The organism is Amycolatopsis pretoriensis, assembly GCF_900107925.1.
Taxonomy (GTDB): domain Bacteria; phylum Actinomycetota; class Actinomycetes; order Mycobacteriales; family Pseudonocardiaceae; genus Amycolatopsis; species Amycolatopsis pretoriensis.
In genome coordinates, this window is record NZ_FNUJ01000015.1 from 107,927 (window position 1) to 123,186 (window position 15,260).

The window sequence follows — 15,260 nt, forward strand, 5'->3', positions numbered from 1 at the left end:
GCGGAGTTTCGGGTACGCTTAGGCATGCCTAAGTCGAGCTCCCTGGCTCAGGCGCCCCTCTGCTCCTCGGGACCGGACGCGGCGCCCGGGTGCGCCGCGCTGACCCGGGACCTCGGCGGCGACCCCGCCGGGACCGCCGCCCGCATGACGTCGTGGCTGCTCGTCGAGCACCCCGGGTCCTGGTCGCCGGACGCCCTCGAAGACGTCATGGCCGAAGCCTTCCCGGCGGGGACACTGGACGCCGCGCGCGACGCCGGCCTGCGCCCGCTGCTGATCCGCAAGCCGGGCCGCCACGCCCGCGTCCCCGGTGCACCGCGCGCGGTCTACGTCGCCAGCGGCCGGCCCGGGCACCGCTGGCTCGAACGCCTCGACGTCGCCGACCTCGGCGAGCTGGCCCGGCTGGACCTCGAAGCCGTGGCCGCCGGGCGCCGCGGGCACGGCGAGCCGGTGAACGGCCCGCTCTTCCTCGTCTGCACCCACGGCAGCAAGGACATGTGCTGCGCGGTCTTCGGCCGCCCACTGGTGACCGGCCTGGCGCAGAACCACCCCGGCCAGGTGTGGGAGGTCAGCCACGTCGGCGGCGACCGCTGGGCCGGCAACCTCCTGACGGTGCCGGACGGCTTCCTCCACGGCAGCCTCGCGGTGACGGAGGCCGAGCTCGTGGCGAAGGAGGCGCTCGGCGGCAACGTCCGCCTGGAGCACCTGCGCGGACGGACGTCCGCGCCGAGCCCGTGGGCCCAGTTCGCCGAGATCGAGATCCGCGGCCGCACGGGCCTGCGCGGCATCGACGCGGTGCTGGCGGTCGAGGAGGAGACCGACGCCGACGACCGGCGGGTGCTGGTGAACGCGGGCGGCCGCCGCTACGAGGTCGTCGTGCGCCGGCGGCCGGGAACCGCGTCGGGTCACAGCCGGTGCTCCGAGCGCGTGGTGCTGTCGCGGTTCGAGGCGGAGTCGGTGCGCGAGGTGCCGCGCGCCTGATCGATTTCGGCGGGGCGCGGAGCCGGTGGTGTGGCGCGAAAGCCGGGATCGGTCCCGAAGCGGTGATCGGGCCGCTCGGCTTCACCGCGGGACTGTGGCCGGCCGGTCCACCTGAGGCGGGATCGGCGAACGCAAAGCCCGTACTTCCGGCAGAGGACCGTCGAAGCGTTCGACGTCCACGGCCGCGTGCTGGCCCGCGCAGCCCTGGGACAACCGGGACGACGGGATGTCGGCGGTCAGGACGTTCGGGTTGCCGTGCGCGCACAACGGTCCGCCTGCGTGGTCCTCGACCGGGTCGAACCACGCGCCGGTCGGGAGCTGGGCGACGCCGGGCCGCAGGGCGTCGTCGAGGACCGCGCCCGCCAGGCAGGCGCCGCGGTTGTTGAACACCCGGACCACGTCACCGGTCGTGATGCCGCGGGCCGCCGCGTCGGCCGGGTTGAGCCGGATCCGCTCGCGGCCGGCCACCTTGCCCGCGCGGCTCGTGTCGCCGGCGTCGAGCTGGCTGTGCAGGCGCGTGTGCGGCTGGTTCGCGATCAGCCGCAGCGGCCCGGTTTCGGTCGGCGCAAGCCAGACCGGGTGACCGGGGCAGTCCGGGTAGCCGAAGCCGGCGACGGTCGCCGACGTGATCTCGATGCGGCCGCTGGGTGTCTTCAGCGGGTGGGCGTCCGGGTCCGCGCGGAAGTCCGCGAACAACGTGTGGTGCTCGCGGCCGGGCGGGAGCCGCAGCCCGCCCGCGGCCCAGAACTCGTCGAACGCCGGTTCCGAGCGCCAGCCGCGGTAGAGGTGTTCCAGCCACTGCCGTGCGGACCGGCCTTCGGTGAACGCGCCGGAAACGCCGAGCCGGGCGGCCAGCGCCGCGAAGATCGCGTAGTCGTCGCGTGCTTCGCCCGCGGGAGAGGCGATCCGGTGCATCGCGACGACGTGCGTGTCCCGGCGGCCGGAACCGAGGTCCTCGCGTTCCAACGCGGTGGTCGCGGGCAGGACGATGTCGGCGTGCCGCGCGGTGGCCGTCCAGTGGGGTTCGTGGACGACCACCGTGTCCGGCCGGGTGAACGCGCGGCGCAGGCGGTTGAGGTCCTGGTGGTGGTGGAACGGGTTGCCACCCGCCCAGTACACGAGTCGCGTGTCGGGGTAGCGGCGGACCTCGCCGTCGTAGTCGTAGCTTTCGCCGGGGTGCAGCAGCAGATCCGCGATCCGGGCGACCGGGATGAACTCGCCGACCGGGTTGACGCCTTGGGGCAGGTGCGGGATCCGCAACTCGGGCCCGGTGTCGCCGACGTCGCCCATCGACCCGTAGCCGTGGCCGAACCCGCCGCCCGGTAGCCCGATCTGGCCCAGCATGGCGGCCAGCGCGATGCCCGCCCACACGGGTTGTTCGCCGAACTCGGTGCGCTGCAACGACCACGTCACCGTGACCAGGGTGCGGTGCGCGGCCATCTCACGGGCCAGTGCGACGATGTCGGCGGCCGGGATGCCGGTGATCCCGGCCGCCCACTCCGGGTCCTTGTCGAGCAGGGAGCGTTCGAACTCCGGGTAGCCGACGCAGTAGCGGTCCAGGAAGCCGCGATCGTGCAGCCCTTCCGCAACCAGGGTGTGGGCCAGCGCGAGCATCAACGCCGTGTCGGTGGCGGGCCGGATCGGGTACCACCGGGCGTCCACAGTGGACGGCACGTCGTCGCGCAACGGGCTGATCAGCGCGACGCGGCCGCCGAACCGCGTGAGGTGCCCGGGCGTCCCGTGGACCGTGACCCCGCCGGGCGTCACGAACACGTTCTTCTCCGGCACCCCGCCGAACGCGACGATCAGCTCGGTGTGCTCGGCGATCGTCGGCCACGTCGACGCCTGCCGCAGCACCGCGTGCGTGTCGCCGACGACGTGCGGCAGCAGCACCGACGACGTCCCGTTGCTGTAGGAGTTGCGCGACGCCGTGAAGCCGCCGATCGTGTTCAGGAACCGGTGCAGCTGGCTCTGGGCGTGGTGGAACCGGCCGGCGCTGGCCCAGCCGTACGAGCCGCCGAAGATGGCCTGGTTGCCGTGCCCGGTCCGGACGCGGTCCAGTTCGGCGGCCAGCCGGTCGAGCACGTCGTCCCAGGGCACCTCGACGAACTCGTCGCGGCCGCGGCGGTCGTCCGGGCCGGGGCCGTTCTCGAGCCAGCCGCGGCGAACGGCCGGCCGGGCCACCCGGGTCGGGTGGTCCAGCGCGGCGCCGAGGTTGCCCAGCAGGGGTGACGGTGCCGGGTCGGCCGGGTGCGGCTCGACGCGCAACCGGCCTTCGGCGTCGACCTCGGCGGAGAAGGCGCCCCAGTGCGAAGTGGTCGGCTTCATCCCCCGACGGTAACTTCCCCGAAGTTTTTCCGGCCGTGCGTGTCGAGAACGGACGGCCGGCTCCGACTGGGGGACACCGGCGGCCGGAAGGGGCCGCCACCACGAGTGGAGCACGAACCATGACCAAGGTGACCGCGCAGATGTCGGTGTCCCTCGACGGCTGCTACACCGGACCCCGGGACACCCACGACCACCAGGACATGAGCGGCTGGATGCGGGGCCCCGAAGCGCCCGGGTTCTTCCGGGTCACCCGCTGGGCCGTCGACGCCATGGCCTGGCGCGAGCGGCAGGGCTTCGCCGGCGGCGAGCAGTCGGTCGACTCGGAGATCGTCGCGGAGACGTTCGCCGCGGCCGGCGCCTACGTCATGGGCCGGCGCATGTTCGACGCCGGGGAGGTTCCCTGGGGCGACGAGCCGCCGTTCCAGGCTCCGGTGTTCGTCGTCACCCACCGCCCGCGGGAGGTGCTCGAACGCGCGGGCGGTACGTCCTTCACCTTCGTCACCGAGGGCGTCGAACGGGCCGTCGAGCTGGCCCGGGCCGCGGCCGGCGGCAAGGACGTCGCCGTGGCCGGCGGCGGGGAGCTCCTGCGTCAGGTCCTGGCCGCCGGGCTGCTCGACCAGCTCGAGCTGCACATCGCACCGGTGCTGCTGGGTGACGGCCAGCGCCTGTTCGGCCCGGACCTCGGCCTCGGCGCCGGCGAAGGTGTCGAGCTGACCCCCGTTCGGGTCGTCGAGACGCCCGGGGTCACCCACATCCGCTATACCGTCAACGGGCGGTCGAAGCTGGTGCTGGACGACCGCGGCGCCAGTGGCGACCTGGTCGCGTCGGCCGGGCAGTGAGAGAGGAACGACCCGTGAAGTACATGCTGCTGATCTACGGCAACGAGGAAGCCTTCACCTCGATCGGCGCGGAGAACCTCGCCGAGCTCATCCGCGAGACCGACGCCCTCAACCAGGAGCTCCACGAGTCCGGCGAGCTGATCGGCGCCTACGGCGTCGCCGACGAGGTGAACACCAAGATGGTCCGGGTCACCGGCGGGACCCCGGTGATCACCGACGGCCCGTACGCCGAGGCCAAGGAGTTCCTCGGCAGCTTCTCGATCGTCGACTGCGACAGCCTGGAGCGGGCCCTGGAGATCGCGGCCCGGGCGCCGTCGGCGCGGTACTGGGGCGTCGAGGTCCGGCCGCTGATGGACGAGGCCGACGTCGCGCCGTGACCGGCTGGCAGGCCGTCCGGCGGCTGGTCCCGGAGGTGCTCGGCGTGCTGGTGCGCCGCTACGGCCTCTTCGACGCCTGCGAGGACGCCGTCCAGGAGGCGCTGGCGGAGGCGGCGGCCCAGTGGCCGGTGCGGGGGTGGCCCGAAAGCCCCCGGGCGTGGCTGGTGACGGTGGCGTCGCGGCGCCTGGCCGACCAGGTGCGCAGCGACGCCGCCCGTCGCCGGCGGGAGGAGGCGGACGCCCTCCGCACCCCGCCCGCCGGCGACGTCGAAGCCGGCGACGACACCCTGACGCTGCTGTTCCTCTGCTGCCACCCGGCGCTGACGGCGTCTTCGCAGGTCGCGCTGACCCTGCGGGCCGTCGGCGGCCTGTCGACCGCAGAGATCGCGCGGGCCTTCCTGGTGCCCGAGGCGACCATGGCGCAGCGCATCAGCCGGGCCAAGCACCGCATCAAGGTGGCCGGGGCCCAGTTCGAGCTGCCGCCGCCGGCCGAGCGGGCGGACCGGCTCGGCGTCGTGCTGCAGGTGATCTACCTCGTGTTCAACGAGGGCTACACCGCCACGGCGGGGGCGCGGCTGGTGCGGGCCGAGCTGACGGCGGAGGCCATCCGGCTGGCCCGTGAGCTGCACCGGCTGGTCCCCGCCGACGGTGAGGTGGCGGGGCTGCTGGCCCTGCTGCTCCTGACCGACGCCCGCCGCGCGGCGCGCACGGCCCCGGACGGCTCGCTGGTGCCGTTGAGCGAGCAGGACCGGACGCGGTGGGACGCCGACGCGATCACCGAGGGCGTGGCTCTGGTGACCGGCGCGCTGCCGCGTGGCCCGGTCGGCCCGTACCAGCTCCAGGCCGCCATCGCCGCCGTCCACGACGAGGCGGCCACCGCCGGCGGCACCGACTGGCCGCAGATCCTGGCGCTGTACACGGTTTTGGAGCGCGTGGCCCCCAACCCGACGGTGACGCTCAACCGGGCGGTGGCGGTGGCCGAGGTGCACGGGCCGGCGGCCGGGCTGGCCGTGCTGGCGGCGCTCTCGGCCGACGAGCGCCTCTCCGCCTCCCACCACCTGGTGTCGGTGCGGGCCCACCTGCAGGAAATGGCGGGCGACCGCGAAGCGGCGCGTGCCGGTTACCGCGAGGCGGCCCGGCGCACGACGAGCGAACCCGAGCGGCGCCACCTGCTGACCCGCGCGGCGCGCCTGGGCTGACGGGATGTCAGGCGGCGGCCAGGGCGTCCGCCAGGGGTAATCCGCGGGCCGCCGAACCGCCCCGACGGTTCGACCGTGGCGTCCGCGCGGCCGGGTCGACTTGCGTGGGGCCTCCTGGGCGGCGGGCGTGTCGCCTCGCGGTCAGCGCAGGCGCGCGACCAGGGACAGCCACGCTTCGGCGTCGGCGCGGTCGCTGTGCAGCGGCAGCACGCGGTCGAGGTGCAGCAGCCGGATCGGGCGGACCACCGCGCGCTGGGTGGCGATGACGGCGCAGGGGATGCCGCGGGCGTGGGCCTCGGTGATGGCGTCGAGCAGGACCGACAGGCCGCCGGAGGAGCAGAACGCGACTTCGGCGAGGTCGAGATCGCCGGTGACCGCGACGGTGGCGGAGGTGGTGGGAGCGACGGTCCGAGTCATGGGTTGGCCTCCTCGTCGACGCGGCAAGCCGGATCGGCGAGCCTCCCCGCGCTGCGGCCGCCCGCGGCGGGTGACCGGAGTTCGGTGGTGGCTGCTGGTCTCAACCGGCCGTCAGCATGTCGGGGCCGGTTTTCGCAGTAGGTGTGCACGTCGCCGTCGGCCACGATCGTCCCTCCCGGAGTCCGCGGAAGCCGCGCCGGGTCGGTGGGAGCCGGCGGGCCGGGCGTTCGGGTAGCTGAAGACGCGCGAAGTGATCAGGAAGCCGGCCGGTGCGGGCCGCTTCCCGCCGGGCAGGGCGGGACGGCCAGCCACGCCAGCGCGTCCGGCAGCCGCTCGTGCAGGGACAACGCCTGCGTCAGCTGGAGGACCTGCACCGGCCGGGTCACGGCGGTGTGGTCCGCGACGACCGCGACCGGGACGCCGCGGACGCGGGCTTCGCCGGTGAAGTTCAGCAGCGCCCGCAGCCCGGCGGCCGCGCAGAACGTGACCCCCGAGAGGTCGACGACGACCGCTCCGCACGAGGGGTGGAGCGTTCCGCCGAGGCAGTCGGCGAACCGGGCCGTCGTGGCGGCGTCCAGTTCTCCGGCCACGGTCACCACCGCGTGCCCGGTGGCCGTCACGGTGACGGCCACCGTGAGCCGCTTCGTGACGGTGACGTGGTTGCTGCTGGTGTCCATGAAGGGTCTCCTGGCCGAAACGAGGAAAACCAGGGCAGCCGGAATGGCCGCGCGGCTCTGCTTCGCCCCGCCGGTTCGCGCGATGCGGTCTGGGGGTTCGATGCCGCGGCTGTCGGTTTCAACCGCAGCGCCTCGACCGTAGCGATCGGGAAGACCGCAGCACAAACCGCGCTGGTTTAATCAACTCATCGAGTTAGGGGTGGAACGGAACAATCATTTCTGTCCCGTGGCAGAAATCCGGACAGGCCACCGAACGGCCAATTTCGAAAGTCGTCGAACCGGCTCTTGCCGCGCCGCGCACCGGACCACTGACGGGCATTGTCTTGACGGTACTTGCGCGTCTGGACGGCGTAATTTCGCTCAAACAGGACATACTTTCGTTGACGAAGTGCAAAAGTTCTCCCTACGCTCGCCGGGCGTCAGGTAGAGACCCTGGCTCTCCCCTCGAGGAGCGAAGATGCTTCTTGCCGTCCGCGCACAATGCCGCCGCGCCCTCTTGGCCGTGACAGTACTGGTCACAGCCCTGTCGACCGTCGTCGCCGTGCCCGCGCACGCCGCCGTGCCGCCTCAGGAGCCCGGGGTGACCCTTCGGGTGTTCGACATGCAGACCGAGCTGAACAAGCTGTGCACCATCAAGCCGGGGTTGACCCCCAACGTCGACAAGCTGATGCCGACGATCAATTGGAGCAGCACCGCCGACTTCGGCGTCGGCGATTTCTTCGTCTCCGAGGTGACCGCCAACATCACCATCGCGACCGCCGGCACCCACCAGTTCCGGCTGACCAGTGACGACGGTTCCCGCCTGCGCATCGACGGGCAGACGGTGATCACCAACGACGGGTTGCACGGTTCGGCCGCGGTGACCGGCTCGGTCCAGCTGGGCACCGGCTACCACGCGCTGCGGATCGAGCACTTCGACAACGCCGGCGAGCAGCAGATCCTGCTCGAATGGCAGCCACCCGGCTCGGCGGCCTTCACGGTCGTGCCGAACTCCGTGCTCAGCACCGACGCCGGGGTCGTCCGGGTGACGTCACCGGGGAAGAAGGAGTGCGAAGGCACCGCCGACTCGCCCGGCGACGGCCTGCCGCTGACCGGCGTCCACCCCGGCTTCACGCTGACCGACCTGCGCCCGGACGGCTTCCAGCCGCAGGTGACCGGCATGGACTGGCTGCCCGACGGCCGGCTCGCCGTCGCGACCTGGGGCGGCTCGAACACCACCGCCGGCGAAGTCCAGCTGGTCAGCGGCGCCACCGGCACCACGGACCCCTCGAAGGTGCGGATTCAGCGGATCGCGAGCGGCCTGAAGGAGCCGATGGGCGTCAAGTACGTCGACGGAAAGCTGTACGTGTCGGAAAAGACGCGGCTCGTCGAACTGAACGACACCAACGGCGACGGCGTGACCGACGTCTACCGGACGGTCGCGACCTGGCCGTTCGGCGGCAACTTCCACGAGTTCGCGTTCGGCCTGCTGTACAAGGACGGCTTCTTCTACGTCAACCTGTCGGTGGCGATCGACCTCGGCGGCGCGACCACCAGCCCGCAGCCCGCGCCGGGGCGTGGTGTCACCATCAAGGTCGACAAGAACACCGGCGCCGTCTCGACGATCGCCGGTGGCCTGCGCACCCCGCACGGCATCGGCTGGGGGCCCGAAGGCGACATCTTCGTCACCGACAACCAGGGCGGCTGGCTGCCCGCGAACAAACTGGTGCGCGTCCAGCAGAACCGGTTCTTCAACCACTACACGAACCCCGCCGGCCCGTTCGACGCGCAGCCGGTGACCGCGCCGGTGGTGTGGCTGCCGCACAACGAAATCGCCAACTCGCCCAGCAACCCGGTCCAGCTGACGCAGGGCACCTTCGCCGGCCAGCTCGTCTACGGCGACGTGACCTACGGCGGCCTGCAGCGGGTCTACCTGGAGAAGGTCAACGGCGAGTACCAGGGCGCGGTGTTCCGGATGACCCAGGGCCTCGAGTCCGGCGTGAGCCGGATCAGCCTCGGCCCGGACGGCGCCCTCTACACCGGCGGCATCGACGGCGGCGGCAACTGGGGACAGCCGGGGAAGCTCGCCTACGGCCTGCAGAAGCTGACTCCCAACGGCACGAACGCCTTCGACATCCTCGCCATGCGAGCCGTGGCCGGCGGCTTCGAACTCGAATACACGCAGCCGGTGTCCGCCACGACCGCGCAGGACTTGGTGTCGAAGTACCAGGTCTCGCAGTGGCGGTACGCGCCGACCGCCGCGTACGGCGGCCCGAAGGTCGACGAACAGACGCTCGGCGTGACCGGAGCGACGGTTTCCGCCGACCGCAAGAAGGTCACGCTGCGGATCGCGGGGCTGCAAGCCGGCCGGGTCGTGCACGTCCGGTCGCCGCGGCCGTTCGCGGCCGAATCCGGCACGGCGTTGTGGAGCACGGAAGCGTGGTACACCCTCAATTCGCTGGTCGACGGGCCGCCGGCCAGTGTGACGTACGAAGCCGAGCGGGCGAGCTTGACCGGTGGCGCGGGCGTCAACACCGACCACCCGGGTTACGAAGCCACCGGGTTCGTCGACGGGTACTGGAACTCCGGCGCCGCGACGACGTTCGCGGTGAACGTGCCCACGGCGGGGACCTACAACGTCGGCCTCCGGTATTCGAACGGCCCGAACCCCAGCGCCGGCACGAAGTCCGTGAGCGTCTACGTCAACGGCACCAAGGTCCGGCAGACCCGGCTGGCCAGTACGACCACGTGGGACAGCTGGGCTCGGCAACCGGAAGCGCTGCCGTTGAACGCGGGCGCGAATGCGATTTCCTACCGGTTCGACAGCGGTGACGCCGGCAACGTCAACCTCGACAACATCACCGTCACCGCGGCCACCCGCGTCCCGTTGTTCACCGGGTCCACTTTGGACGGCTGGGAGCTGCGCTCCGGCGGTGCGGCGCCGTGGCCGGTCGCCGGCGGCTCGATGGAGGCACTCGGCGGGGACATCCGGACCCGGCAGAAGTTCGGCGACTTCAAGCTGCACGTCGAGTGGTACGAGCCGAACTACCCGCCGGAGGTGACCGGGCAGGCCCGCGGCAACAGCGGCGTGTACCTGCAGGACCGGTACGAGCTGCAGGTGCTCGACTCCTACGGCGACACCAGCCTCGCCAACGACGAGGCCGGCGCGATCTACTCGCAGAAAGCGCCGGACGTCAACGCCGCGACCGCGCCGTTGACGTGGCAGAACTACGACATCACGTTCCGGGCGGCGCGGTTCGACAGCGCCGGGACCAAGACCGACAACGCCCGGGTGACCGTCGTCTGGAACGGCGTGACCGTCCACGACGACGTCGCCATCACCGGCTCGACCGGGGGCGGCGATCCGGAAGGCCCCGGTCTCGGCGCGATCCGGCTGCAGGACCACGGTGACGCCGGGGCGAACCCGCGGTTCCGCAACGTCTGGATCGAACCGATCGGCTGACCGCACGGACGGGCGGGCGCGGATCCGCGCCCGTCCGTCCTCAGCCGGCGATCAGTGCCGCTGCCCCGCCCCGATGGGCCGGGACGCGGCGCCGGAAGAGTTTGTCGCTCCCTTCGGTCACGCCGCCCGGTTCACGGCCGCGGCCGCGGGCAGCCCGGTCAGGATCCGGTACTGCGTCTCGAAAGCCGCCAGCGCACCGTCGATGTCGTGCCGGGCGACGATCGCCCGGGACGCCTCGCCCATGCGGGCGCGGACGGCCGGGTCGGCGGCGAGGTCGGCGATCCACCGGGAGATCGTCGTGATCGATCCCGGTGCGAACAGGTAGCCGTTTTCGCCGTGGTGGACCAGGTGCGGCAGGGCGAGCGCGTCGGCCGCGACGACCGGGAGGCCCGCGGCCATCGCCTCCATCGTGGCGAGGCTCTGCAGCTCGGCCGTGCCCGGCATGCAGAACACGTCGGCCGCGGCGTAGCGGTGCACGAGGTCGGCGTCGGGGACGAAGCCGTGGAAGGTCACCCGGTCGCCGATACCCAGGTCGGCGGTGAGTTCCTGGAGTTCGTGGCGGCGGGTGCCGTCGCCGACGAGGTCCGCGCGGACGTGCGGCAGCGGGGCGAGGGCGCGCAGCAGCTGGTCGATGTTCTTCTCCGCGTCGAGGCGGCCGACGAACAGGACCGACATCGGCCGGTCGGCGGGGCGGGGCGGGGCCGCGTAGTGGGTGAGGTCGATGCCGCACGACACGACCTGGACCGGCCGGTCGAGGCCGATGCCGGCCAGGACTTCGGCCGCGCGCGGGGTGGGCGTGGTGACGATGCGGGCGTCGCGGTAGACGCGCTTGAGGTCTCGCCAGGCCCAGCGGGCGAGCGCGTTCTTGACGCGCCGCGGGAACGGCGTGTAGCCGAGGAGGTTGTCCGGCATGAAGTGGTTGGTGGCCATGCCGGGGACATCGCGCGCGGCGGCGGTTTCGAGCAGGGCGCGGCCGACGCCGAAGTGGGCTTGGACGTGCACGACGTCCGGGCGGATCCGGTCCAGGAGCTCGCCGACGGCCGGGCGGGCGCCGCCGGGGGTGCAGAAGCGGTAGTCGCGGTGGAACGGGATGGCGTGCGCGCGGAGCCGGTGGATCGTGTAGCCGTCGCGCTCTTCGGTGCGGGCCGGGCCGTCGTCGGAGGGGCAGACGACGTGGACGTCGTGGCCGCGCTCGGCGAGCCCGCGGGCCAGGCGTGCGGCGAAGAACGCGGCGCCGTTGATGTCGGGCGGGAACGTGTCGGCGCCGATCAGGACGCGAAGGCCGGTCGGGTGCACGGGTTTCTCCTCGGTTTTCGATGGGACGTGCGGGACGGCACCGGCGAGCACGCGCACACCGGCGAGAGCGACGACCGCGGCGAGAGCGGCCGCGGGCCGGGGAACCTCGCCGAAAGCCAGGGCGGCGACGGCGACGGCGGTGAGGGGATCGAGCACGGTCGTGGTGCCGACGACGACGGCGGCCGGCCCGGCGGCGTACGCGCGGTGCAGGATGACGCCGCCGGCGCCGAGCAGCAGCAGCGCCTGGCCGCCGAGGAGGATCGCGGTCGTCGGCGCCTGGGACGCGGCGGCGTGCACGACCGACGAGCCGAGTCCGAAGAGGACGGCCGCGGCGGCGGCGAGCGCGGCGCACCCGGCCCGGGCGAACCAGGCGAGCCCCGCGACGGCGAACCCGGCCACCGCAACGAGTTCGGCCGTCCCCGCGCTGATGGCGGCGGCGGGGGTGGCCGAGGCGGCGAGGGCGACGAACCCGGCCACGCCCGCCACGACGAGCACGACGGCAGTGACGACCCGGCGGGCATTCCGTCCGAAAAGGACGGTCAGGACCAGGCTGAACACGCCGAGCGGCTGGACCACCGGAAGCGGAGCCAGCGCAAGCGCGACGACGTGCAGGAGGCTGCCGCCGACCGCGAGCCCGGTGCCGGCCCACCAGCCCGGGGAGCGCAACAGCCGGGCGAGGGTGCGCAGGCCGGGGGCGCCGTCGACGGCGAGATCGGTGACTTCGGAGTGCTGCCGAACCGCGGCCACCGCGAACAGCGCGGCGGCAACGAGGGCGCAGACGATGGCGAGGGCGGTCATCGGACAGCCCGCCCGGCGTCAGCCGCCGCGGGTTCGAGCGGTGCCTGCGCCGCACCCGCCGCGCGCCGCAACGCCAGTGCCATCGTTGCCACGATCAAAAACTCCGCCAAAAGCGCCGCGCGTTCGAGCAGGCCCGCCGGGAGCCACGGGATCACCTGCGCCGTCCCGAACGCCGCCGCCGTCACGACTCCCGCCAGCGCGCCGCGCCGGATGGTCGGGGCCGCTGCCGCCCATCGGGCTTCGGCTCGCAATCGCGTGCTCAACCTCCACGCCGCCAACGGCAAGCTCGCGAACAGCACCGCCCCGCCCGCGCGGTGGATCCCGCCGGACACCGTGGGTTCCGCCGCGCTGACGTTGCTCCGGAAGACCAGCACCACCACGATCCCGGCCGTCCAGAACAGGAACAGCGTGCTCACCAGCGGGCCGCTGGGCAGGGCCGCCCGCCGCGCGGCGATCGCCAGCGCCGCCGCCGCGGCGAGCAGCAGGAGGATGGCCACCGTGAACAGCGGCCGGCCGCCGCGGTGCCAGGCGTAGTCGCTGACCGGGTCGCGCCAGGGGCTCACGTCGGCGGCGAACCCGAACGTCAGCCCCGCGATGATCGCCTGCGCGGCGGCGGCCATGACCAGCGTCAACGTCGGTGCGAGCGCGGTCCGTGTCGTCACCCTTCAGACAGTGCTGGCCGTCCGTGAGAGTTCGATGAAGATCGCGCGGGGTTTCCTTAAGAAGCGGCCGACGGGAAGACGAGGTCGAAGCGGGCGCCGCCGCTGCCGGCCCGCGAGGCCGTGGCCCGCCCGCCGTGCTGGGTGACGACCTGCTCGACGATCGCCAGCCCGAGTCCGGAACCCGGGAGCGCCCGGGCGGCGTCGGCCCGGTAGAACCGCTCGAACACGTGCGGCAGATCCGCCTCCGGGATGCCCGGCCCCTCGTCGTCGACCCGGACGCGCACCGAGTCGCCCTCGGCCGACATGGTCACCCGGACCCGGCCGCCCGCCGGGGACCACTTGGCGGCGTTGTCGAGCACGTTCAGCACCGCGCGTTCGAGGGCGGCCGGCCGGGCGAGCACGTCGGCCTCGGTCAGCTCGGCTTCGAACGTGACGTTCGGCCACCGCGACCGCGTGCGTTCGACGGCCGCGGTGACGACGTCGGCCAGCGCCAAGCGCTCCTCGGCCTCGCTCGGCCGTTCGCCGGTGGAGAGGTCGACCAGCTCGCCGATCAGCGCGGTCAGCTCGACGGCCTGGGTGTCGAGGTCGGTCAGCAGCCGGGACCGGTCGTCCGCCGAGAGCTGCCGTTCGGGGTTCGCGTCGGCGTGGATCAGCAGCTCGATGTTGTTGCGCAGGCTGGTCAACGGTGTTCGCAGCTCGTGTCCGGCGTCCTCGACCAGCCTCCGCTGCTCGTCGCGGGACCGGCTCAGCGCGCCGAGCATCGCGTTGAACGACGTCGCCAGCCGCCCGATCTCGCCCGACGCGGTGACGTCGATCGCCGCCGACAGCTCTTGCGTGCGAGCGACGTTTTCGGCGGCGGAGGTGAGGTCGTCGACCGGCTGGAGCGCCGAGCGGGCGATCGCCCGGCCGACCACCGTCGCGCCGAGCACCCCGGCGGCGGACACCACGAGCAGCCAGAAACCCAGCCGGCCCAGCGCGTCCTCGACGTCTTCGGAGTCCTGGGCGACCTGGACCGTGCCCCCGTCGGCGCGCGGGGCCGTCCACATGCGGAACCGGTCGCCCTCGACGCGGTGGACGTTGTCCGCCCGGCTGACGGAGAACGGCTCTTCCGGCAGGCGCGGCAGTTCCGGGATCGCGCCCGCGGTGCCGGTGACCGTGCCGGCCGCCGAGGTGAACTGGACGGTCAGGCCGTTGTACCGGTCGGGCCCCGGCTTGGTGGTGGTGGAGCTGAGGGTCGCGAGCGCCTCCTCCGGCGTGGCGGCCTTCGCGGCGAGCTGGGTGTAGGACTGCAGCCGGGCGTCGAACTGGTCGTAGAGGTCGGCCCGCGTGATGCCCCAGGAGATCGACGAAACCGTCACCACGGCGAGCGCGACCGCGGTGGCCACCAGGACGCCGAGCCGGGCGCGCAGGGACAGCGTCTTCCAGCGGGGCCGCCTCACAGCGGCTCCTCGCGCAGCACGTAGCCGACGCCGCGCACCGTGTGCAGCAGCCGGGGCCGGCCGTCGGCCTCCAGCTTGCGGCGCAGGTAGCTGACGTAGACGTCGAGCCCGTTGGACGCGGCCCCGAAGTCGTAACCCCAGACGTTCTCGAACATCACCGAACGGGTGAGCACGATCCGGGGATGACGCAGGAACGTCTCGAGCATCGCGAACTCGGTGCGGGTCAGGTGCAGGGCCCGGTCGCCGCGGAAGACCTCCCGGGTCGCCGGGTCGAGGGTGACGTCGGCGAACCGCAGCGCCGCGGGAGCCTGGGGTGCGGGCGGGAGGTGGTACTCGGTGCGGCGCAGCAGCGCGCGCACCCGGGCCAGCAGTTCCTGCAGGGCGAACGGCTTCACGAGGTAGTCGTCGGCACCCGCGTCGAGGCCGGCCACCCGGTCGGTGACGGCGGTCCGCGCGGTCAGCATCAAGACCGGCACGGTGTTGCCTTCCGCGCGCAGCACCCGGCACACCTCGAGGCCGCCGAGCACCGGCATGGTGACGTCGAGCAGCACGCCGTCGGGGTTCTCGTCGCGGATCAGGGCGAGCCCGGCGGCGCCGTCGCCGGCGATGGAGACGGTGTAGCCCTCGAACCGCAGCGTGCGCGACAGCGAGTCCTGCACGGCCGTCTCGTCGTCGACGATCACCAAGTGCACCCGGTGTCCTTTCCTCCCGATGACTTACCGTGACTGTAGTTGAGGTTCGCGCCGGGCCGCCGAACTCTCATCGAAGATTAACGATTACCGCGGTTTTCCGCGGTTAGCCTCGGAAG

Annotated in this window: 12 protein-coding genes; 5 read left to right on the forward strand and 7 right to left on the reverse strand. The window is 72.9% G+C overall.

The annotated features are described in order from the left end of the window. The first annotated feature begins 24 nt into the window (after positions 1-24). The gene (locus BLV96_RS45105) at positions 25-978 is read left to right on the forward strand and encodes a sucrase ferredoxin (protein ID WP_086670714.1); all 954 of its coding nucleotides are present in this window, start codon (positions 25-27) and stop codon (positions 976-978) included. Between the two features lie 81 nt (positions 979-1,059). On the opposite strand, the gene BLV96_RS45110 is transcribed toward BLV96_RS45105, so the two are convergent. Then, a complete protein-coding gene (locus BLV96_RS45110) occupies positions 1,060-3,306 on the reverse strand; it encodes a molybdopterin-dependent oxidoreductase (RefSeq protein ID WP_091390385.1) in 2,247 nt (748 codons plus the stop codon). A gap of 119 nt (positions 3,307-3,425) precedes the next feature. Between BLV96_RS45110 and BLV96_RS45115 the strand changes: the two genes are divergently transcribed. Genes BLV96_RS45115 through BLV96_RS45125 form a run of 3 tightly spaced genes read left to right on the forward strand, consistent with a single transcriptional unit; the run spans position 3,426 to position 5,721 of the window. Further along, positions 3,426-4,145 carry a dihydrofolate reductase family protein gene (locus tag BLV96_RS45115; RefSeq protein WP_086670748.1) on the forward strand — a complete coding sequence of 240 codons (720 nt, stop codon included), beginning with the start codon at positions 3,426-3,428 and terminating at the stop codon, positions 4,143-4,145. A gap of 23 nt (positions 4,146-4,168) precedes the next feature. Beyond that, complete coding sequence (locus BLV96_RS45120) at positions 4,169-4,522, forward strand: YciI family protein (RefSeq protein WP_244180960.1); 354 nt, start codon at positions 4,169-4,171, stop codon at positions 4,520-4,522. Next, positions 4,519-5,721 (forward strand): RNA polymerase sigma factor, encoded by a 1,203-nt coding sequence (locus BLV96_RS45125; protein ID WP_086670744.1) that lies wholly within the window; start codon positions 4,519-4,521, stop codon positions 5,719-5,721. Before BLV96_RS45120 ends, BLV96_RS45125 begins: the two co-directional genes overlap by 4 nt. 141 nt (positions 5,722-5,862) lie before the next feature. Here the strand turns inward: BLV96_RS45125 and BLV96_RS45130 are convergent, their stop codons facing one another. After that, a complete protein-coding gene (locus tag BLV96_RS45130; protein ID WP_086670741.1) occupies positions 5,863-6,138 on the reverse strand; it encodes an STAS domain-containing protein in 276 nt (91 codons plus the stop codon). A 254-nt stretch (positions 6,139-6,392) separates the two neighbouring features. Then, entirely contained in the window at positions 6,393-6,815 is a 423-nt protein-coding gene (locus BLV96_RS45135; protein ID WP_086670739.1) for an STAS domain-containing protein, read from the reverse strand. A 457-nt stretch (positions 6,816-7,272) separates the two neighbouring features. Between BLV96_RS45135 and BLV96_RS45140 the strand changes: the two genes are divergently transcribed. Further along, entirely contained in the window at positions 7,273-10,257 is a 2,985-nt protein-coding gene (locus BLV96_RS45140; protein ID WP_086670737.1) for a 3-keto-alpha-glucoside-1,2-lyase-like domain-containing protein, read from the forward strand. A gap of 117 nt (positions 10,258-10,374) precedes the next feature. Here BLV96_RS45140 and BLV96_RS45145 read toward each other — a convergent pair whose 3' ends face one another. From BLV96_RS45145 to BLV96_RS45160, 4 genes are read right to left on the reverse strand one after another with little or no spacing between them, the layout of a single operon-like run. Then, positions 10,375-12,351 carry a glycosyltransferase family 4 protein gene (locus BLV96_RS45145; protein ID WP_086670735.1) on the reverse strand — a complete coding sequence of 659 codons (1,977 nt, stop codon included), beginning with the start codon at positions 12,349-12,351 and terminating at the stop codon, positions 10,375-10,377. After that, entirely contained in the window at positions 12,348-13,013 is a 666-nt protein-coding gene (locus tag BLV96_RS45150; protein ID WP_244180956.1) for a DUF998 domain-containing protein, read from the reverse strand. Before BLV96_RS45150 ends, BLV96_RS45145 begins: the two co-directional genes overlap by 4 nt. A gap of 56 nt (positions 13,014-13,069) precedes the next feature. Further along, complete coding sequence (locus tag BLV96_RS45155; protein ID WP_086670733.1) at positions 13,070-14,452, reverse strand: HAMP domain-containing sensor histidine kinase; 1,383 nt, start codon at positions 14,450-14,452, stop codon at positions 13,070-13,072. After that, positions 14,449-15,144, reverse strand: a complete 696-nt coding sequence (locus BLV96_RS45160) for a response regulator transcription factor (protein ID WP_086670731.1) — start codon at positions 15,142-15,144, stop codon at positions 14,449-14,451. The genes BLV96_RS45155 and BLV96_RS45160 overlap by 4 nt, the downstream gene beginning before the upstream one ends. Positions 15,145-15,260: the final 116 nt, after the last annotated feature.

Bases quoted from the DNA above. Each gene is read 5' to 3' on its own strand.
- BLV96_RS45115 (WP_086670748.1), top strand. From the start codon at position 3,426: ATGACCAAGGTGACCGCGCAGATGTCGGTGTCCCTCGACGGCTGCTAC.
- BLV96_RS45145 (WP_086670735.1), bottom strand. From the start codon at position 12,351: ATGACCGCCCTCGCCATCGTCTGCGCCCTCGTTGCCGCCGCGCTGTTC.
- BLV96_RS45120 (WP_244180960.1), top strand. From the start codon at position 4,169: ATGCTGCTGATCTACGGCAACGAGGAAGCCTTCACCTCGATCGGCGCG.
- BLV96_RS45140 (WP_086670737.1), top strand. From the start codon at position 7,273: ATGCTTCTTGCCGTCCGCGCACAATGCCGCCGCGCCCTCTTGGCCGTG.
- BLV96_RS45135 (WP_086670739.1), bottom strand. From the start codon at position 6,815: ATGGACACCAGCAGCAACCACGTCACCGTCACGAAGCGGCTCACGGTG.
- BLV96_RS45130 (WP_086670741.1), bottom strand. From the start codon at position 6,138: ATGACTCGGACCGTCGCTCCCACCACCTCCGCCACCGTCGCGGTCACC.
- BLV96_RS45105 (WP_086670714.1), top strand. From the start codon at position 25: ATGCCTAAGTCGAGCTCCCTGGCTCAGGCGCCCCTCTGCTCCTCGGGA.
- BLV96_RS45110 (WP_091390385.1), bottom strand. From the start codon at position 3,306: ATGAAGCCGACCACTTCGCACTGGGGCGCCTTCTCCGCCGAGGTCGAC.